We start from the raw sequence: 18,332 nt of genomic DNA, 5'->3' as shown, positions 1-18,332 counted from the left end.
CGACCCGCGTGGACGCCGGGGACCGGGGGTGACCCCCGTGCCGCTCGCGTACGGCCGGCCGCCCTGGCCGCGGTCCGGACCCGACCTCGCACCGCTGCCCGGGGTGTGCCAGGTGTGGTGGGCCCGGCCGGGCGACGTGCGCCCGGAGCACGACGCGCTGCTCGGGGAGGCCGACCTGGCCCGGCGGGAGCGGCTGGCCCGCCCGGCCGACCGGCAGCGGATGACGGCGGGTGCGGCGGTCGCCCGGCTGGTGCTGGGGACCGCGCTCGGGACGCCGCCGGCCGACCTGCGGATCGACCGGACGTGCACCACCTGCGGCTCGCCGCACGGCCGGCCCCGGCTGGCCGACGCCGACGGCCCGGACTTCTCGGTCTCCCACTCGGGCCACTGCGTCGTCGTCGCCGTCCTGCCGGGTGGCCGGGTGGGCGTGGACGTCGAGCAGGTCGGCCGGTTCGCGCCCGGTGAGCTCGAGGAGCTGGCCTCGTGCGCGCTGGCCGACCCGGAGTGGGAGCACGTGGCCCGCCTGCCGGTCGCCGCGCGGCCGCGGGCCTTCACCGTGTGCTGGGTGCGCCGGGAGGCGGTGCTCAAGGCCACCGGTCAGCGGCTCGACGTCCCGCCGGACGGGCTGGCCCTCACCCCGCCGCGGGTGCTGTCCCGGGACGGGCGGGAGCCGGTGTGGCTCCGCGACGTGTCCGCCCCGCCGGGCTTCGTCGCCGCGCTGGCGGGCCTGGGCACCCCGCCGGACGACGTCGTGCACCGCGACGCCGGGCCGCTGCTGCGTCAGACGAGCCGGCGGTCGTCCGGCCCGACCACGCGCAGCCACCGGTAGCCGTAGCCGTCGAGGGCCAGCTCGACCCCGCCGTCCCCGTCGACCGGCTGCTCGCCGTGGGACAGCAGGTCGACCAGCCGGTGCCCGGCGTCGCAGCCCTCGAGGGTGAGCGGGACGCTGCGCGGCTCCGCGCCGAGGTTGTGCACGGCGACCAGCGCGCCGTCGTCCCAGCTGCACAGGTGGGCCAGCACCTCGGGGTGCGGCTGCTGGAGGACGGTGGAGGCGCCCCAGCCCAGCTCGGGTGACTCCCGGTACCGGCGGACCAGCAGCTTCACGAACGACAGCAGCGAGTCGGGGTCGCGGCGCTGGTCGGCGACGTTGACGAAGCGCGGGGCGAACCCGCCGTCGACGACCGGGCCGGGCAGCCGGCCGGGGTCGGCGGTGGAGAAGCCACCGTTGGGTCCCGCCGTCCACTGCATCGGCGTCCGGACGGCGAGCCGGCCCTCGGCGTCGAGGTCCTCCCCCATGCCGATCTCCTCGCCGTAGAACAGCACCGGGGTGCCGGGCAGGGAGAACAGCAGGCTGTAGACCATGCGCACCCGGCGCGGGTCGCCGTCCAGCATCGGCGGCAGCCGGCGGCGCAGCCCACGGCCGTAGACCTGCATGCGCTCCTCGGGGCCGAAGGCGGCGAAGACCTCCTGCCGCTCCTCGTCGGTGAGCTTGTCGAGGGTGAGCTCGTCGTGGTTGCGCACGAAGGTGGCCCACTGGCTGTCCGGGCTGATGGCCGGACGCTGGGCCAGCGCGGTGGTGAGCGGACCGGCGTCCCCGCGGGCCAGGGAGAGGTAGAGGGCCTGCATGCCGACGAAGTCGAACAGCATCGTCAGCTCGTCGCCGTCGGCGCCCCCGAAGAAGTCGACCTGCTGCTCGTGCGGCAGGTTCACCTCGCCGAGCAGGATGCCGTCGCCGGTGCGGCGGCCGACCAGCTGGCGCAGCGCGCGCAGGTACTGGTGCGGGTCCGGGAAGCGGTCCCGGTCCTCCTCCTGCACCTCGAGGAAGAAGGGCACGGCGTCGACGCGGAAACCCGACAGCCCCAGCTGCAGCCAGAAGTCCATGACCTTGGCGACCTCGTCGCGCACCCGCGGGTTGGCCACGTCCAGGTCGGGCTGCTGCCGGTAGAAGCGGTGCAGGTACCACTCGCCGGTGGGCTCGTTGAAGGTCCAGAGGCTCTGCTCCTGGTCGGGGAAGACGACCTGGTCGGAGGTGTCCGGCGGCTCGTCGTCCCGCCAGACGTAGAAGTCGTGGAACGGGTCGTCGCGGCTCTGCCTGGCCCGCTGGAACCAGGGGTGCTGGATCGAGGTGTGGTTGACGACCAGGTCGGCGATGACCCGCATGCCGCGGTCCTTGGCGGTGCGGATGACCTCGATCAGGTCGCCGTGGCTGCCCAGCCGCGGGTCGACGCCGTAGAAGTCGGTGATGTCGTAGCCGTCGTCGCGCTCGGCGGTCGGGTAGAAGGGCATGAGCCACAGGCAGGTCACCCCGAGGTCGGCGAGGTGGTCGATCCGCTGCGCGAGTCCCGGGAGGTCGCCGCAGCCGTCGCCGTCCCAGTCCATGTAGGTCTCGACGTCGAGGCAGTAGACGACGGCGTTCTTCCACCACAGGTCCGCGGTGTCGGTGATGCGCATACCGGCGTCCCTACCGCATCCCGGGCTCGTCGAGCAGCTGGAAGAGCAGGTGGTCCTGCCACTCGCCGGCGATGCGCAGGTAGCGCGGGGCGACACCGATGGGGGTGAACCCGCTCTTGCGCAGCACCCGCTGGGAGGCGGCGTTGTGCAGCAGGGTGCCGGCCTGCAGCCGGTGCAGGCCGGCCTCGCCGAATGCCCACCGGGTCATCGCGGCGACCGCGGCGGTGGCGACCCCGCGGCCGGTGGCGTGCCGGGAGACCCAGTAGCCGAGGTCGCCGGAGAGGAAGGGCCCGTGGACGACGTCGTTCACGGTGATCCGCCCGACCGGCTCGCCGTCCAGGAGGACCACCCCGGGCAGGAGGCCGCCGAGCCGGTGCAGGTCCAGCAGCCGGGCGGTGTCCTGGCGCTGGAACTCCTCGGTCCAGTAGCCGTCCGGGCGCGCGGGGTCCCACGGCGCGAGGTGGTCGCGGTTGGCCGTGAGCAGGGCGGTGAGGGCCGGGACGTCGTCCTGGCTGACGAGGCGGACGGTGACGTGCCCGCTCACGGGAGCGCGGCCGGCTGCAGTTCTTGGTCGGGACGGCGCGGCTGCGACGGGGTGGCCGGGTCGGTGGCCACCGCCGGGGCCGGGCGGGTCACGTCGAGCTGCGGCAGGACGTGCTCGCCGAAGGCGTCGAGGAAGGGCAGCTGCTCCTTGCCCACGTGGTGGAGGTAGATCTCGTCGAAGCCGAGCTCGGCGTACTCGGCGATCCACTCGGCGTGCTGCCCGAGGTCGGAGCTGACCCGGACGGCGCCCTCGACCGCCTCCTGCGGCACGTGCTGGCTGGCCTGCTCGAAGGCCTCGGGGCCGTCGATGTCCCAGCACAGCGGCGGCGGGAACGTGTTGGTGCGCCACTGCTCGTAGGCGATGGCCTTCGCCCGGTCCGGGTCGGGGTCCCAGCAGAGGTGCACCTGGAGCACGAGCCGGCCGCGGCCGCCGGCGTCCCGGTAGGCGCCGGTCAGCTCGCGCAGGGTCTCGTGCGGCTGGTTGATGGTGATGAAGCCGTCGGCCCAGTCGGCGTGCCGCCGCGCCGTCGGCACGCTCATCACCGGGCCGATGAGGGCGGGCTGCTGCTCGGGCAGGGACCAGATCTTGGCCCGCTCGACGGCCACCAGCCCGCGGTGGGTGACCTCCTCACCGGCGAGCAGGGCACGGATGACGTCGACGCACTCGCGCAGCCGGGCGTCCCGGATCCGTTTGGGCGGCCACGGGTCCCCGGTGATGCGTTCGTTCATCACCTGGCCGCTGCCCAGTGCCATCCAGAAGCGCCCGGGGAACATCGCCGCCAGCGTCGCGGCTCCCTGGGCGATGATCGCCGGGTGGTAGCGCTGCCCCGGCGCGTTGACCACGCCGAGCGGCAGGCCGGTGGTGGCGAGCGCGGCGCCCAGCCACGACCAGGCGAAGCCCGAGTGCCCCTGTGCCTTGTTCCAGGGCGCGAAGTGGTCGGAGCACATCGCGGCGGTGAAACCGACCTCCTCCGCGTGCTGGACCGCCCGCAGCAGTTCAGCGGGGTGCACCTGCTCGTGCGAGTTGTGGAACCCGATCACCGTCATGGCGGGCCCCTACCCCGCTGCCGCCGCCGCTACCTGCGGGATCGGCCGAGCGGTGGCGGGGGCACGGCGACCGCGTCGCGGTGGACGGCGGCGATCGGCGGTGGGGGGCGGTGACCTCCCGTCCCGTTCGGCTGGCGGTCGGACCGCGGTCCACAACCGGCGCTGCGCGACGGTCGGCGTGTAGGCGTCGGTCGGGTCGGGCCGGGTGATCACCGGGCAGCCGCCGGTCCCGTCCGGATGGTGACGGCATCCCCGGCGGGCCGCTTGCCGCGGTTGTCGCAGGGTCGCGGCCGCCTGCAAGGCGCCGTGGTCGTCGGTGAACGAGAAGCTGACCGACCCGCCGGGCGGGGTGTGCAGGCCGACCGCGTCGAGCTGGGCGAGCAGGTCGCGCACGTGTCCGGCGGTGATCGGGGTGCCCGCCACCGTCCCCGTGGGCTCCGCCACGCCGCCCGGCCTCGGCCGGGCGGTCGGCGGCGAACGCGGTCACCAGCTCCAGCTCGGCCGCCTTTCCCGCAGGCGTCCGGGCGTGCACCGGCAGCAGCTCACCCAGCCACGGCGCGGCGGGAACCGGCGGACCGAACGCCGGCGACGTCAGGTCGGCCACAATCAGCCCGACCCCGAACCCGCCACCGAGGAACACGCTCAACCTACGGCCGGGGTACGACGGTTTCCGGGCCTTGACCTGCGGAAACGTCGCCCGGCGCGGTCCCGGCGAGTCGATCATGGGGTTGGTGCCGGCGACACGCGTAGACGCGCCGCTGCGTCCGACGACAACCCCATGATCAACGCGGGTGGTGAGGCGGGGAGCCGGGGGGCGAGGCAGGGTGACCACCACGGTGGTGAGGCAGCGACCCGGGCGGCGGCTGGGTGCGCGGACGTCAGGCGGGGGCGGCGGTGCCGGTCCCCTCGGCGGGCGTGCTGGCGCCGCCGAGCAGCAGCAGCTCGGCGTCCGTGTGCTCGAGCGGTGCGGCGAACAGGTAGCCCTGGGCCAGAGCCACCTGGCCGTCGCGCAGGTGGGTGCGCTGGCGCTCCTGCTCGATGCCCTCGGCGACGATCTGCAGGTCGAGGGTGTGCCCGAGGTTGATCAGCCCGCGCAGGATGGCCGGCATCGGCTCGGCGTCGTCGATGGTGCTGACGAACGACCGGTCGATCTTGAGGATGTCGACGGCGAACTGCCGCAGGTGCGACAGCGACGAGTAGCCGGTGCCGAAGTCGTCGAGCGCCACCCGCACGCCCAGGCCGCGCAGCTCGTGCAGCCGCTCGGCGGCCAGCACGGGGTCACGCACCAGCACCGACTCGGTCAGCTCGAGCACCAGGGCCGATGGCGGCAGCCCGCTGGCGGTCAGCGCCGTCCGCACGTCGTCGAGCAGCCCCGGCGACCCGAGCTGGGACGGCGAGACGTTGACCGCCATCGACAGGTCGGTCGCGGCCGGGTGGTCGCGGCGCCAGGCGGCCGCGGCGGCGCACGCCTCGGTGAGGACCCACCGGCCGATGTCGGGGACCAGCCCGATCTCCTCGGCCACCGGCAGGAACCGCTCGGGCAGCACGACGCCGAGGGTCGGGTGCTCCCAGCGGATCAGCGCCTCGAAGCCGGTGACCCGCTCGCTGCCCAGGTCGACGACGGGCTGGTAGACCAGCCGGAACTGCCGGTCGGCGACCGCGGTCCACAGGTCGACCTCGAGCTGGCGGCGCTCCGCGGCGACCGAGCGCATCTGCGGGTTGAACACGACGTAGCGGCCCGGCCCCGAGCCCTTGGCCCAGTACATGGCGTTGTCGGCGTCGCGCAGCAGCGAGGACGCCGTCGCCGCGACGTCGCCGGTGGCGATGCCGATGCTCGCCGAGACGGTGACCCGCTGACCGCCCAGGTCGACGGGGCCGGAGAGCGCGGCGAGCACCCGCTCGGCGATCCGGGTGGCCTCCTCCACGCCGGGCGAGCGCTCGACGAGGATGGCGAACTCGTCGCCGCCGAGCCGGGCGAGCGTGTCCTCGGTGCGGACGGCGGACTGCAGCAGCCCGCCGACCTCGCGGATGAGCCGGTCCCCGGCGGCGTGACCCAGGCTGTCGTTGACGGACTTGAAGCCGTCGAGGTCGAGGAAGACGACCGCCACCTCGCCGCCGCTGCGAGCGGTGCGGCGCAGCGCGAGCTCCAGCCGGTCGGTGAACAGCGCACGGTTGGCCAGGCCGGTGAGGACGTCGGAGAAGGCCAGCCGGGCCAGGTCGGCCTCGGTGCGCCGCACCCGGTGGGCGCCGAGGGCGGCTGCGCCCGCGGCCGCGACGCCGCTGAGCAGCAGGTGCAGCAGCGCCTGCAGGGAGCCGGTCACCAGGAGGGCGACGGCGAGGTGGGTCGCGGTCAGCGTGGCCGCCAGCGCCCCGGAGAGGACCGCGATCTGCGGGCCTCGGGCCGGGGGCCGGGCCGGTACGTCGTCCACTGCTGGCCTTCCGTCGGGGAGTGCGTCCCCGACGGTCTCGGCGTGCCGGCCCGGCCGCTTGAGCGGACCGGGCCGGGCCCACCCCCAGGGGTGATCCCGGTCAGCCGAGCAGGTCCGCGACCCGGCCCGGGTCGTCGGCGACGTCCAGGTGCTCGCCGGCGCCGTCGTCGACCACCGTCCAGCCGCGGGCCCGCGCGGCGGAGGCCTCGGCGTCGTAGGACGCCGACAGGTGCACGTACCGGGCGTCGTCGTCCGGCCACTCCTCGGGCACCGGGACGGCGACGTCGTAGACGTCGGCCGGCAGCTCGTGCCCCTCGGCCAGCACCGCCGCCCGCAGCCGCTCGTCGGGCAGCAGCCAGGTCCGGGACGGCGACCGCGCTCCCCCGCCGCCGCAGCTCCGCGGCGAGCGGCTGCAGCACCGCCGGGCCGAGCAGCGGCGGGTGCACCAGCAGCGAGGAGGACACGGCCCCGGGCTGGCGGCAGGTCGTCGACCGACCGCCGCTGGAGGGCCGACGGTTCAACTGCCGAGGAGGGGCTCGTACACCTCCTGGGTCCGGTCGAGGACCTGCTGCAGCTCGTCGGCGCCGCGGAACTCCTCGTCGATGTACTCCGCGCCCACCTGCTCGACGACCGCGGGGTCGTCGTGGGCGGTGCGCAGCGCGTCCTCGAGGACGGTGACGACCTCCTCGGGCATCCCGGCCGGGCCGGCGAGGCCGAACGTCGAGCCGGACAGGGTCAGCTCCGGGAAGCCGGCCTCGACCAGGGTGGGCGTGCCCGGCAGCCAGGACAGCTGCTCCTCCGAGGAGACCGCCAGCGGCCGGAACTGCCCGCTGTCGATGTTCGCGGTGACGTCGGAGGAGGCGTTGATGAGGACGGCGTCGACGTTCCCGCCGAGCAGCGCCGTCGTCATCTCCGCGTTGCCGTTGAACGGCACCGCCGTCACCTCGACGCCGTACTCCTCGCGCAGCCGCTGCAGCTCGATGCCCTGCGGGGTCGAGGCCCCCGGGACGCCGACGGTGACGACGCCCGGCTGCTGCCGGGCGGCGGTGAAGAAGTCCGCGGCGGACCGGTACGGGGAGTCGGCACCGACCGCCAGGACGGAGGGCACCTCGGCCATGACCCCGATCGGCGTGACGTCGTCCTTGGTGTACCCCACCTCGTTGGCCAGGGGTGTGAGGACCAGCGTCCCCGCGGTCACCAGGGACAGGGTGTGCCCGTCGGGCTCGGCGGCGAGCAGCTCCTGGGTGGCGAGCGCACCGGAGCCGCCGGGCAGGTTCTCGACCACCACGGTCTGCCCCAGCTGCTCCTCCAGCGAGGTGCCGTACGCGCGGGCGGTCAGGTCGGTGGGACCGCCCGCCGCGTACGGGACGAGCAGCCGGATCTCCTCGGTCGGGTACGCGGCCGGGTCGCCGGCCGCGCCCCCTCCCTGCTCGGCGCAGGCGGCGAGCAGGCCGAGGGCGGTCAGCGCCGCGATGGTGCGGACGGGACGGGGCATCGTTGCCTCCAGGGACGTCGGGTGGCCTCAGCCGGGGCGGACCACGGCCAGGTCGGACGGGAAGGTCAGCCGGGCGCCGGTCACCGCCTGCAGGGCGTCGGGCGTGACGCCGGGCGCCACCTCCCGGACGACGAAGCCCTCGGGGCCGACGTCGAGGACGGCCAGGTCGGTGTAGACCCGGTCCACGACGGCCGCGGCGGTCAGCGGGTAGGTGCAGTGCGCCAGCAACTTCGGGCGGCCGTCGCGCGTGGTGTGCGTGGTCACGACGAGGACCCGCTTCGCACCCACGGCGAGGTCCATGGCCCCGCCGACGGCCGGCGGCAACGCGGCCTCGTCGGTGGCCCAGTTGGCCAGGTCGCCGGTCTCGGACACCTGGAAGGCGCCGAGGACGCTCACGTCGAGGTGCCCGCCGCGCATCATCACGAACGCGTCGGTGTGGTGGAAGAAGGAGCCGCCGGGCAGCAGGGTCACCGGCTGCTTGCCGGCGTTGATCAGCTCCGGGTCCTCCTCGCCGGGCGACGGTGCCGGTCCCATCCCGAGGATGCCGTTCTCGCTGTGGTAGACGATCTCCTTGTCCGGCCCCACCACGTCGGCGACGAGCGTGGGCAGGCCGATCCCGAGGTTGACGTAGGAGCCGTCGGGGATGTCGCGGGCGACCCGGCGGGCGACGTCCGTCGGTGACAGCGGGCGGATCACGAGTTCCCCCGGCCGGCGCTCGCCGGTCCCGTGCCCGGGGATGCCGTGCCCCCGCGTGCCCTCGCGAGCTCGGTCACGCGGCCACCTCCACCACGCGGTCGACGAAGATGCCGGGCGTCACGACGGCCTCGGGGTCGAGCTCCCCCAGCTCGACGAACTCCCGCACCTGGACGACGGTCAGCGCGGCCGCCGTCGCCATCGTCGGACCGAAGTTGCGGGCCGCGGTGCGGTAGACGAGGTTGCCCCAGCGGTCGGCTCGGTGCGCCTTGATGAGCGCGACGTCCGCCGGCAGGGGCCGCTCGAAGACCTGGCGGCGGCCGTCGAGGACCCGGACCTCCTTGCCCTCCGCGAGCAGCGAGTCCGCGCCGGTCGGCGTGAAGAAGCCGCCGAGCCCGGCGCCGGCCGCGCGCATCCGCTCGCTGAGGGTGCCCTGCGGGACGAGCTCCAGCTCGATCTCGCCGGCCCGCCAGAACTGCTCGAACCACACCGAGCCGGCCGAGCGCGGGTAGGAGCAGATGATCCGGCGGACGCGGCGCTCGCGGATCAGCGCCGCGATGTCGGTCTCCCCGCTGCCGGCGTTGTTGGTCACCACCGTGAGGTCCCGGGCCCCCTGCTCCAGCAGGGCGTGCACCAGCTCCACCGGGACGCCGGAGTTGCCGAAGCCGCCGACGAGCACGGTCGCGCCGTCGGCGACGTCCGCCACGGCCTCGGCGAGCGTGGCCACCCGCTTGTCGATCACGGTGCCGCCTGCCGGCGCCGATACCAGCGCGGCGAGGTGGACGGCGGCGGGGTGAGCGCCGCCCGGACCACCAGGACGTCCGGCCCCTGGGCGTCGAGGCTCTCCGCCAGTGCGGCGGCGAACTCCTCGCCGAAGCCGTCGACCGCGCGGGCCGGGACGCCGAACGACCGCGCGAGGGCGACGAAGTCCGGGGTGGTCAGGTCCACGCCCCGGGCCGGGACGCCGGAGTGCAGCTGGTCGAACCGCAGCATCCCGTAGCCGCCGTCGTCGACGAGGACGGTCGTGACCGGCAGCCGTTCCTGGGCGAGGGTCGCCAGCTCCCCGCAGGCGAACAGGAAGCCGCCGTCCCCCACCAGCGCCAGGGCCCGGCCCCGGCCCGCGGCGGCCGCGCCGATCGCGGCGGGGAACGCGTAGCCGAGGGTCCCCCAGCCCAGCGCGTAGGCCAGCCGCCGCGGACCAGGCACGCGGGCGAAGGCGGCCGCCCAGTAGCCGGCGATGCACATGTCCGCGAGCAGCACCCCGGTCCGGTCGGACACCCGGTCGAGGGCGTCGAGCAGCCCCTCGGCCTGGGGCTCGTCCGCGCGCACCAGCGCCCGCACCTCGCCGGCCACCGCGTCCAGGGTGCTGCGGAGGGCGGGCAGACCGTCCCGCCGCGGCAGGTCGTCGAGCAGGGCGGCGAGCACGGCGGACACGTCGCCGGCCACGGTGACGTCGGCCCGGTAGTTCTTGCCGGCGTCGGCGGGGTCGACGTTCACGGCGAGCAGCGTCGGCGGCCGGGGCATCGCCCAGTTCTGGGTGTTCGTCCCGTCGAGGTCGCTGCCCAGGGAGACCACCAGGTCCGCCTCGTCCCACAGCCGGCCGATCGCGGGGACATGCGGCGGGCCGGGCACCAGGCAGGGGTGGTCGGGCGGCAGCAGGCCGCGCCCGCCGAAGGTGGTGACCACCGGCGCGGCCAGGCGCTCGGCGAGCTCGCCGACGAGGTCGCCCGCGCCCGAGCGCAGCGCCCCGCCACCGGCCCACACCAGCGGGCGGCGGGCGCGGGCGAGCAGCTCGCGGGCGCGGGCCAGCTCGTCGCCGTCCACCGGCTGCTCGGGGTGGGGCCGCGCCGGCGTCCGTCCGGGGCTGCCGGCCGGTGCGCCGAGGAGGTCGGTGGGGACCCCGAGGTAGACCGGCCCGGTGGCCGGCCGCAGGGCGACCGAGCCGGCGCGGACGGTGTCCGCGTACAGGTCCCCGGGCGCTGCCGTCGCCACGGTGGCCTTGGTGACCGGGGCGAACATGGCGGCCTGGTCGCGGGTCTCGTGCAGCACGCCGCGGTACACGCCGGGACGCCGCAGCGTCGACGGGATGTCCGTGGCCACCACGAGCACCGGCGCCCCCGAGGCCATCGCCTCGCCCGTGGCGCCGAGCGTGTTCGCCGCACCGGGCCCCGTGGTCACCACGGCCACACCCAGCCGGCCCGTGGCGCGGGCGTACCCGTCGGCCGCGTACACGGCGGCCTGCTCGTGCCGGACCCCCACCACCCGGAGGCCCGCCGCGGCGGCGGCCTCCCAGACGGCGAGGTTGTGCACGCCGGGCAACCCGAACACCGTCTCCACTCCGAGGTCCTGCAGGCCCGCGACCAGGGAGTCCGCGCCCGTCCCCCGCGCCGGGCCGCCCGCCCCGGCCCGGGTCGCCTCAGCCGCCGACGACATCGCGGAAGGTCTCCTCGGTCTCGGTGAACAGCCCGGCCAGGTCCGCGCTGCCCAGGAACTCCTCCGGCACGTACCGCGGGTCCAGGGCCTCGACGACGGCCTCGTCCTCGCTCGCGCTACGCAGGGCGCCCTCGAGCGTCGAGACGACCTCGTCCGGCGTCCCCGCGGGCGCGATGACGCCGAACGTCGTCGTGCTCTGGGTCAGCTCCCGGTAGCCCAGCTCGACGAAGGTCGGCGCGTCGGCGTAGGGCAGCCGCTCCTCGGTGCCGACGGCGAGCAGCCGCAGCTCACCGGACTCGATCGCCGGCAGCACGTCCTGCGAGAGGTTCACGAAGCCGGCGGCGACGTTGCCGCCCAGCAGCGCGGTCTGCACCTCGGCGTTGCCCTCGAAGGGGACGACGGTCAGCGGCACGTCGTGGAGCTCGGCGATCCGCCGGGTCTCCGCGGCGTGGGTGTTGGTGGCTCCGGGGGTCCCGACGGTGACGGCCTGGGGGTCCTGCCGTGCCGCCCCGAACAGCGACTCCAGGTCCTGGTGCGGGGAGTCGGCCGGGACGACGATGCCGGAGGGCACCTGGGTGACCACGCCGACCGGGGCGAAGTCCTCGCGGGTGTAGCCGACGTCGTTGGCCAGGTAGTTGAGCACCGCGGTCGGCAGGGCCGTCATCGACAGCGTGTGGCCGTCGGGCTGCGACGCGATGAGCTCGGTGTACGCGGTGGCGCCGGACGCCCCGGGCAGGTTCTCGACGACGACCGGCTGGCCGAGCTCCTCCTCCAGGTGTGCGCCGAGCGCCCGCGCCGCGATGTCGGTCGGGCCGCCGGCGGTGTAGGGCACCAGCAGGCGGATGTCCGTCGAGGGGTAGTCGGCGGCGGCGACGGACGCGGGGTCCTCGGCGCACCCGGAGAGGGCGGCGGCGGTGACCAGCAGGACGGCGAGGGGGCGCAGGGGTCTCATCGTTCTCCAGGGGCGGACGGGACGTCGGTGTCGACGCTGTCGGAGGCGCGGCGGGTGTCGCGCCCGGGCGTCGGTGCCGTGCCGAGGTCGGCCTCGCCCTCGGGTTCGACGTGCCGGAAGGCGGCACGCCGCCGCCGGGCCATGACGAGGCTGAGGACCACCACCGCGGCCATGACGGCCAGCAGGCCGCCGGACAGGGGGCGGGTCACGAAGACGTCGAGGCTGCCGCCGGACAGCAGCATCGACTGCCGGAAGGCCCGCTCCATGATCGCGCCGAGCACGAAGGCGAGGACCAGCGGGCCGGGCTCGAAGCCGGTCTTCTTCATCAGCCAGCCGATGACGCCGAAGACCAGCACGACCCACATGTCGAAGGAGTCGTTGTTGACCGAGAAGACGCCGGCCATGGTCACCAGCAGCGCGAAGGCGGCGAGGACGCCGGCCCGCACCCGGAGCAGCTGCACGAAGACCCCGACCAGCGGGATGTTCAGGACCAGCAGCATCACGTTCCCGACGACCATCGACGCGATGACGCCCCAGAAGATCTCCGGCTCCTCGCTGATCAGCTGCGGTCCCGGGGTCACCCCCTGGATCAGCAGGGCGCCGAAGATGAGCGCCAGCACCACGTTGGCCGGGATGCCGAGGGTCAGCAGCGGGATGAACGCCGAGGTGGACGACGCGTTGTTCGCCGTCTCGGGCCCGGCCACGCCCTCGATGGCGCCCCTGCCGAAGCGGCTGGGGTCCTTGGCGCGGCGCTTCTCCAGGGCGTAGGAGGCCAGCGAGGAGATCACCCCTCCGCCGCCGGGCAGCACCCCGATGACGAAGCCGAGCACCGAGCCGCGGGCGATGGCCCCGGAGGAGTCCCGGAGGTCCTGCCGCGTGGGCCAGATGTGCCTGATCCTGCGGGTGACCGCCTGCACCTTGTCCGTGCGTTCGAGGCTGTGCAGGATCTCGCCCACCCCGAACAGGCCCATGGCCACCGCGACGAAGTCCAGCCCGTCGAAGAGGGCGACCGAGCCGAACGTGAACCGGGTGGTGCCGGTGATGGGGTCCTGCCCCACGGTGGCCAGCAGCAGGCCCAGCGCCGCCATCGACAGGCTCTTCAATGGCGACCCGCTGCCGAGGTAGGTGACCAGCAGGATGCCCAGGGCGGTCAGCGCGACGTACTCCGGCGGACCGAAGGAGACCGCCAGGTCGGCCAGCGGCGGCGCGAGCAGCATCAGGCCGAGGACGGACAGGATGCCGCCGACGAACGAGCCGATGGCGGCGATGCCCAGCGCCGGCCCGGCCCGGCCCTGCCGAGCCATCTGGTAGCCGTCGAAGGTGGTGACGACCGAGGCCGCCTCGCCCGGCAGGCGCAGCAGCACCGAGGTGATCGTCCCGCCGTACATCGAGCCGTAGTAGATGCCGGCCAGCAGGATCACCGCGGTCGCCGGCTCGATGGTGTAGGTCAGCGGCAGCAGCAGCGCGATCGTGGCGGTGGGGCCCAGACCGGGCAGCACGCCGATGACGGTGCCGATGAGCACACCGGCGAAGACGTAGAGCAGGTTGACCGGGTCGAGGGCGACCGCGAAGCCCTGGACGATGCCGTCGGAGATCCCCACGTCAACCCCCCAGCAGCTGGTCGACCGGGCCCGCGGGGAACGGCACGCCGAGGACGACGACGAAGACCAGGTGGAGGACGATCGCGCCCGCCACGGCGAGGACGAGGGCCATCCGCCAGGACTCGCCGCCCAGGAAGCGCAGCCACGCGAACAGCAGCAGGAACGCGGAGACGACGAAGCCGATCGTCTGGAACAGGACGATGAAGAGCGCCAGGCCGGCCAGGCCCGCGACGATGCGCGCCGTCCCGGCCGTCCAGGGCTCGTAGTCCTCCGCCGGGTCGAGGAACAGCAGCACGACCGACGTGGCGATCAGGAGCCCGGCCACGATGGTCGGCCAGAGACCGGGGCCGGGCGCGGTGAGCTCGCCGAGCCCCATGTCCCGGCCGACGAGCAGGGCGCCCACCCCCAGCGCCAGGAGCAGCAGCGGGGCGAGCCGGCGCAGCTGGGACCGGGCCGATCGGGGGTGTCGTGCGGGCGCCGGTGCTGGCGGAGACGCGGACATGGGTTCCTCGTCGGGTCGCGGCCGGGTGTGACGCCCGACACTACGAGCGGGCATTGTTCGTGGTCCAATTCCGAATCGGGACGCCGTTCATAACGCACCTGCATCGATCGGGGGGACCCGTGGAACTCCGCCACCTGCGGGCCTTCACCGCCGTCGCCGAGGAGCTGCACTTCGGCCGGGCGGCGCGCAGGCTGCACCTCGCCCAGCCGGCGCTGAGCCAGCAGGTCAAGCACCTCGAGCAGGACGTCGGTGCGGCGCTGCTCGAGCGGACGACCCGGCAGGTGCGGCTCACCAGCGCGGGAGCGGTGTTCCTCGAGCACGCCTCCCGCGTCCTGCGGGAGGCCGAGCTGGCCCGCGAGTCGGTGCTGGTCACCGAGCGGGGCGAGCGGGGTGAGCTGCGCGTGGGGGTCACCGGTGTCATCACCTGGCGGCTGCTCCCCCGCATGGCGCGCGCCTACCGCCGGCGCTACCCGCACGTGCGGCTGGAGCTGCGGCCGTCGGTGTTCAGCGCCGCCCAGGTGAGCGCACTGATCGACGGGGAGATCGACGTGGGCTTCCTGCGGGCGCCGGTGCCCGCGGGGCCGCTGGCCAGCCGGGTCATCCTCAACGAGTCCCTCATGGCCGTGCTGCCGCAGGACCACCCGCTGGCCGGCCGGGCGGAGGTGGACCTGGCCGACCTGTCCGACGAGAACTTCGTCAGCTACGTCTCGATGCAGGGCTCGGCGCTGCGGGACGCCGCGGTGCACGCCTGCTTCTCCGCGGGCTTCACGCCGCGCGTGGTCCAGGAGGCGCCGGACACGCACACCGTCGTCGCGCTGGTGGGCGCCGCGGTCGGCGTGGCCCTGATGCCGGCGTCGGCCGAGACGCTGCAGATCGAGGGCGTCGTCTTCACGCCGATCGCCGGTGGCGTCGACGTCCGGGTGCCGATCGCCCTCGCCTGGCGGGAGGGCGACACCTCTCCGGTGCTGGCGAACTTCCTCGCCACCGCCGAGGAGGTGCTGCCCAGCCCCGGGCCCGGGAGGGGCGGCCCCTGACCGCACCCGGACGCCCTCCGCGGCTACTCCTGGAGGAGCGGGCCGTAGACCTCGACGATCTCGTCGATCCGCGCCCGGAACTCCTCCCGGCCGATGAACTCGTCGGGCACGTACTGGTCCCCCAGGGCCTCGACCACCTCCGGCTGCTCCAGGCAGGCGGCGACGCCCTCCTCGAGGGTCTGCAGGACCCCGTCGGGCGTGCCGGCCGGAGCGGCGAGCCCGAACACCGACACGCTGTTGGTGAGCTCGGGGTAGCCCAGCTCGGCGAGCGTGGGCACCTCGGGCAGGTAGTCGACCCGCTCCTCCGGGCTGATCGCCAGCGGCACGAAGCTGCCGGCCTCGATGTTCTCCAGCACGTCCTGGGAGGCGTTGATGAAGACCGCGTCGACGTTCCCACCGAGCAGCGCGGTGGTCATCTCGGCGTTGCCGGTGAACGGGACGAGGGCCAGCTCGACGCCGTACTCCTCGGCCAGCCGCCGCAGCTCCATCGCCTGGGACGTCGTCGCGCCGGGCACCCCGACGGTCACCCGGCCCGGGTTCTGACCGGCCTCGGCGAACAGCGCCCGGGCGTCGGCGAACCGCGACCCCTGTCCCACGGCCAGCACCGAGGGGATCTCGGTGACCGCGGCGATCGGCACGTAGTCGTCGTTGGTGTAGCCGACCTCCTCCTGCAGCGGGTTGGTCGCCGAGGCCGGCACGGCGATCAACGACAGGCTGTAGCCGTCGGCGCCGCCCTGGATCATCGCCTGCATCCCGAGCGACCCGGAGGCGCCCTCCCGGTTCTCGACGACCACGGCCCGACCGAAGTCCGCGGCCAGGCAGTCGCCGACGGTGCGCGCCGCCAGGTCGGTGGGGCCGCCCGGCGCGTACGGCACGTAGAGGGTGATGTCGTCGGCCGGGAAGTCCTGGGCGGCGGCTCCCCCCTCCTCGTCGCGTTCGGCCACGCAGGCGGTGAGCAGGACGGCGGAAGCCGCCGCGAGGACGGGCAGGGACGACCGGCGGGATCTCATGCGTGCCTCCACGGGGTGCGCTCGGGCCGGCGGCGGGTGGCGCCGTCGTCCCGGAGCCTGGTGTGCCGGTCGCCCGGATGTCATCCGGAGCGGCGAACCGTCATGAACCTGTGACCGTCGTCGCTCGACGCCGTCGTGGGGGGTGACGGGGAGAGCGGCACCACGCTCGGTGCGCCGTGTGGGCGGCGGGCGGGCTGGGGAGTATCGGGGGCGTGACGCGCACTCCCACCACCGACGAGTGGGGCATCGACGCCAGCTGGCTCGACGCCCTCGACGAGGAACACCAGGTCGCCGAGGCCACCATCGAGCGGCTGCGCGAGGTCATCGGCACCCCGCCGGCGGACCTCGAGGACCGCGCTCCCATCGTCGCCCGCCCCGGCGACGTCCTGGAGGTCGACGAGGCCGAGGTGACCCTCGAGGACGGCTCCACCCGGCACGTCGACGGCGAGCTGCCCGACGACTTCCCGCTCGGCTACCACTGGCTGCAGGCTCCCGGCGGGCCGCGCCGCAGGCTCGTCGTCTCCCCCGGCCGCTGCTGGCTGCCCGACGACCGCGCCTGGGGCTGGGCGGTGCAGCTGTACGCCACCCGCAGCCGCGGCAGCTGGGGCATCGGCGACCTCGCCGACCTGCGCGCGATCCGCGAGATGGCCGCGGACCAGGGCGCCGGGTTCGTCCTCATCAACCCGCTGCACGCCGTCGCCCCGACGCCGCAGCAGGAGGCCAGCCCCTACCTGCCGGCCACCCGCCGGTTCCGCAACCCCGTCTACCTGCGGGTCGAGGAGGTGCCCGGCGCGCACGCCGTCGACCTCGACGGCGCGGCCGGTCGGGCACTGGGCGACGGCGAGCTCATCGACCGCGACGCGATCTGGGCCCGCAAGCGCGAGGTGCTGCACCGGGTCTTCGACGCCGCCGGCCACGACGACCCCGCCTTTCCGGACTGGTGGTGGCACCAGGGCCAGAAGCTGCAGGACTGGGCGACCTGGTGCGCGCTGGCCGACGTCCACGGCCCGGACTGGCACACCTGGCCCGAGGAGCTGCGCGACCCGCGCAGCGACGCCGTCGGGCAGTTCGTCGCCGAGCACGAGCGCGACGTCGCCTTCCACGCCTGGCTGCAGTGGTGCCTGCACCTGCAGCTGGAGCGCGCGACCGAGGGGATGACGGTCATCCAGGACCTGCCGATCGGCGTCGCCGGCGGCGGTGCGGACGCCTGGACCTGGCAGGACGTGCTCGCCCAGGGGGCGACCGTCGGCGCCCCGCCGGACGCCTTCAACTCGCAGGGCCAGGACTGGGGCTCCCCGCCGCTGGTCCCCTGGCAGCTGCGCGCCGCGGACTACGAGCCGTTCGTCGAGTCGATCCGGGCCACGATGGCCGGTGCCGGGGGCCTGCGCATCGACCACGTGATGGGCCTGTTCCGGCTGTGGTGGGTGCCCTCCGGCGAGAGCGCCGCGGACGGCGCCTACGTGCGCTACCCGGCCGAGGACCTGCTCGACATCGTCGCGCTGGAGAGCCACCGGGCGCAGGCCGTCGTCGTCGGCGAGGACCTGGGCACCGTCGAGGAGGGCGTCCGCGAGGCCATGGCCGAGCACGGCATCCTCAGCTACCGGCTGCTGTGGTTCGAGGACGACGACCCCGCCGAGTGGCCCGACGAGGCGATGGCCGCCATCACCACCCACGACCTGCCCACGGTGGCCGGGCTGTGGACCGGGGCGGACCTCGAGGAGCAGCGCGAGTACGGCACCGGGACCGACGAGGAGCTCGAGCGCGGCCGGACGTCGCTGCTGGAGAAGCTGCCGGGCCTGCGGAGGAACGCCCGGGCCGAGACGGCGGTGAAGCGGGCGCACGAGCTGCTCTCCCGGGCGCCGTCGCTGCTGCTCTCGGCGACCCTGGACGACGCCGTCGGCGAGCGGCGCCGGCCGAACATGCCCGGCACCACCGACCGGCCCAACTGGTCGCTGCCGCTGCCGGTGCTGGTGGAGGACCTCCCCGCGCACCGGCTGCTGCAGGAGGTGGCCCGGACGCTGGCGGACGGGGTCGACCGCACCAGCGACCCGGAGGAGGACGCCCTCGGCGAGCAGCCCGGCGGGGAGGCCCGCGAGGGCGCCTGACCCGAGTCCGCGTCCGGCGCGGTCCCCGGTCCCGGGG

General features: G+C 74.8%; 16 protein-coding genes. 3 read left to right on the top strand and 13 right to left on the bottom strand.

What is annotated here, in order from left to right:
* The first annotated feature begins 28 nt into the window (after window positions 1-28).
* Complete coding sequence (locus tag ACI79G_RS16965; protein ID WP_456882288.1) at window positions 29-829, top strand: 4'-phosphopantetheinyl transferase family protein; 801 nt, start codon at window positions 29-31, stop codon at window positions 827-829.
* On the opposite strand, the gene ACI79G_RS16960 is transcribed toward ACI79G_RS16965, so the two are convergent.
* The 12 genes from ACI79G_RS16960 to ACI79G_RS16905 form a co-directional block, all read right to left on the bottom strand.
* A complete protein-coding gene (locus tag ACI79G_RS16960; protein WP_456882287.1) occupies window positions 781-2,451 on the bottom strand; it encodes an alpha-amylase family protein in 1,671 nt (556 codons plus the stop codon). The genes ACI79G_RS16965 and ACI79G_RS16960 overlap by 49 nt on opposite strands.
* A gap of 10 nt (window positions 2,452-2,461) precedes the next feature.
* Complete coding sequence (locus ACI79G_RS16955; RefSeq protein ID WP_456882286.1) at window positions 2,462-2,995, bottom strand: GNAT family N-acetyltransferase; 534 nt, start codon at window positions 2,993-2,995, stop codon at window positions 2,462-2,464.
* Window positions 2,992-4,041 (bottom strand): TIGR03885 family FMN-dependent LLM class oxidoreductase, encoded by a 1,050-nt coding sequence (locus ACI79G_RS16950; protein ID WP_456882285.1) that lies wholly within the window; start codon window positions 4,039-4,041, stop codon window positions 2,992-2,994. The genes ACI79G_RS16955 and ACI79G_RS16950 overlap by 4 nt, the downstream gene beginning before the upstream one ends.
* 878 nt (window positions 4,042-4,919) lie before the next feature.
* A complete protein-coding gene (locus ACI79G_RS16945; protein ID WP_456882284.1) occupies window positions 4,920-6,470 on the bottom strand; it encodes a putative bifunctional diguanylate cyclase/phosphodiesterase in 1,551 nt (516 codons plus the stop codon).
* Window positions 6,471-6,570: 100 nt separating this feature from the next.
* Window positions 6,571-6,795: a hypothetical protein gene (locus ACI79G_RS16940; protein WP_456882283.1), complete on the bottom strand. Its 225-nt coding sequence runs from the start codon at window positions 6,793-6,795 to the stop codon at window positions 6,571-6,573.
* 192 nt (window positions 6,796-6,987) lie between these two features.
* Window positions 6,988-7,965 carry a tripartite tricarboxylate transporter substrate binding protein gene (locus tag ACI79G_RS16935; protein ID WP_456882282.1) on the bottom strand — a complete coding sequence of 326 codons (978 nt, stop codon included), beginning with the start codon at window positions 7,963-7,965 and terminating at the stop codon, window positions 6,988-6,990.
* A 27-nt stretch (window positions 7,966-7,992) separates the two neighbouring features.
* On the bottom strand, window positions 7,993-8,661 hold the full coding sequence (locus ACI79G_RS16930; protein ID WP_456882281.1) for a 3-oxoacid CoA-transferase subunit B: 669 nt from the start codon (window positions 8,659-8,661) through the stop codon (window positions 7,993-7,995).
* A 73-nt stretch (window positions 8,662-8,734) separates the two neighbouring features.
* Window positions 8,735-9,400: a 3-oxoacid CoA-transferase subunit A gene (locus ACI79G_RS16925; protein ID WP_448619646.1), complete on the bottom strand. Its 666-nt coding sequence runs from the start codon at window positions 9,398-9,400 to the stop codon at window positions 8,735-8,737.
* Window positions 9,397-11,091 (bottom strand): thiamine pyrophosphate-binding protein, encoded by a 1,695-nt coding sequence (locus ACI79G_RS16920; protein WP_456882280.1) that lies wholly within the window; start codon window positions 11,089-11,091, stop codon window positions 9,397-9,399. Before ACI79G_RS16920 ends, ACI79G_RS16925 begins: the two co-directional genes overlap by 4 nt.
* Window positions 11,075-12,043 carry a Bug family tripartite tricarboxylate transporter substrate binding protein gene (locus ACI79G_RS16915; RefSeq protein WP_456882279.1) on the bottom strand — a complete coding sequence of 323 codons (969 nt, stop codon included), beginning with the start codon at window positions 12,041-12,043 and terminating at the stop codon, window positions 11,075-11,077. The genes ACI79G_RS16920 and ACI79G_RS16915 overlap by 17 nt, the downstream gene beginning before the upstream one ends.
* Entirely contained in the window at window positions 12,040-13,644 is a 1,605-nt protein-coding gene (locus tag ACI79G_RS16910; RefSeq protein ID WP_456882278.1) for a tripartite tricarboxylate transporter permease, read from the bottom strand. Before ACI79G_RS16910 ends, ACI79G_RS16915 begins: the two co-directional genes overlap by 4 nt.
* A 1-nt stretch (window position 13,645) precedes the next feature.
* Window positions 13,646-14,146 carry a tripartite tricarboxylate transporter TctB family protein gene (locus ACI79G_RS16905; RefSeq protein ID WP_456882277.1) on the bottom strand — a complete coding sequence of 167 codons (501 nt, stop codon included), beginning with the start codon at window positions 14,144-14,146 and terminating at the stop codon, window positions 13,646-13,648.
* Window positions 14,147-14,265: 119 nt separating this feature from the next.
* On the opposite strand from ACI79G_RS16905, the gene ACI79G_RS16900 reads away from it, so the two are divergent.
* Entirely contained in the window at window positions 14,266-15,180 is a 915-nt protein-coding gene (locus ACI79G_RS16900; protein WP_456882275.1) for a LysR substrate-binding domain-containing protein, read from the top strand.
* A gap of 23 nt (window positions 15,181-15,203) precedes the next feature.
* On the opposite strand, the gene ACI79G_RS16895 is transcribed toward ACI79G_RS16900, so the two are convergent.
* Window positions 15,204-16,190 (bottom strand): Bug family tripartite tricarboxylate transporter substrate binding protein, encoded by a 987-nt coding sequence (locus ACI79G_RS16895; RefSeq protein ID WP_456882274.1) that lies wholly within the window; start codon window positions 16,188-16,190, stop codon window positions 15,204-15,206.
* 212 nt (window positions 16,191-16,402) lie between these two features.
* Between ACI79G_RS16895 and malQ the strand changes: the two genes are divergently transcribed.
* On the top strand, window positions 16,403-18,295 hold the full coding sequence (gene malQ, locus ACI79G_RS16890) for a 4-alpha-glucanotransferase (protein WP_456882273.1): 1,893 nt from the start codon (window positions 16,403-16,405) through the stop codon (window positions 18,293-18,295).
* Window positions 18,296-18,332 lie beyond the last annotated feature (37 nt).

The organism is Geodermatophilus sp. SYSU D00779 (genome assembly GCF_054050595.1).
Note: the sequence above shows the minus strand (reverse complement) of the source record. Positions and strands in the feature narration are given on the sequence as shown.

Bases quoted from the DNA above. Each gene is read 5' to 3' on its own strand.
- ACI79G_RS16960 (WP_456882287.1), bottom strand. From the start codon at position 2,451: ATGCGCATCACCGACACCGCGGACCTGTGGTGGAAGAACGCCGTCGTC.
- ACI79G_RS16950 (WP_456882285.1), bottom strand. From the start codon at position 4,041: ATGACGGTGATCGGGTTCCACAACTCGCACGAGCAGGTGCACCCCGCT.
- ACI79G_RS16935 (WP_456882282.1), bottom strand. From the start codon at position 7,965: ATGCCCCGTCCCGTCCGCACCATCGCGGCGCTGACCGCCCTCGGCCTG.
- ACI79G_RS16920 (WP_456882280.1), bottom strand. From the start codon at position 11,091: ATGTCGTCGGCGGCTGAGGCGACCCGGGCCGGGGCGGGCGGCCCGGCG.
- ACI79G_RS16915 (WP_456882279.1), bottom strand. From the start codon at position 12,043: ATGAGACCCCTGCGCCCCCTCGCCGTCCTGCTGGTCACCGCCGCCGCC.
- ACI79G_RS16905 (WP_456882277.1), bottom strand. From the start codon at position 14,146: ATGTCCGCGTCTCCGCCAGCACCGGCGCCCGCACGACACCCCCGATCG.
- ACI79G_RS16895 (WP_456882274.1), bottom strand. From the start codon at position 16,190: ATGAGATCCCGCCGGTCGTCCCTGCCCGTCCTCGCGGCGGCTTCCGCC.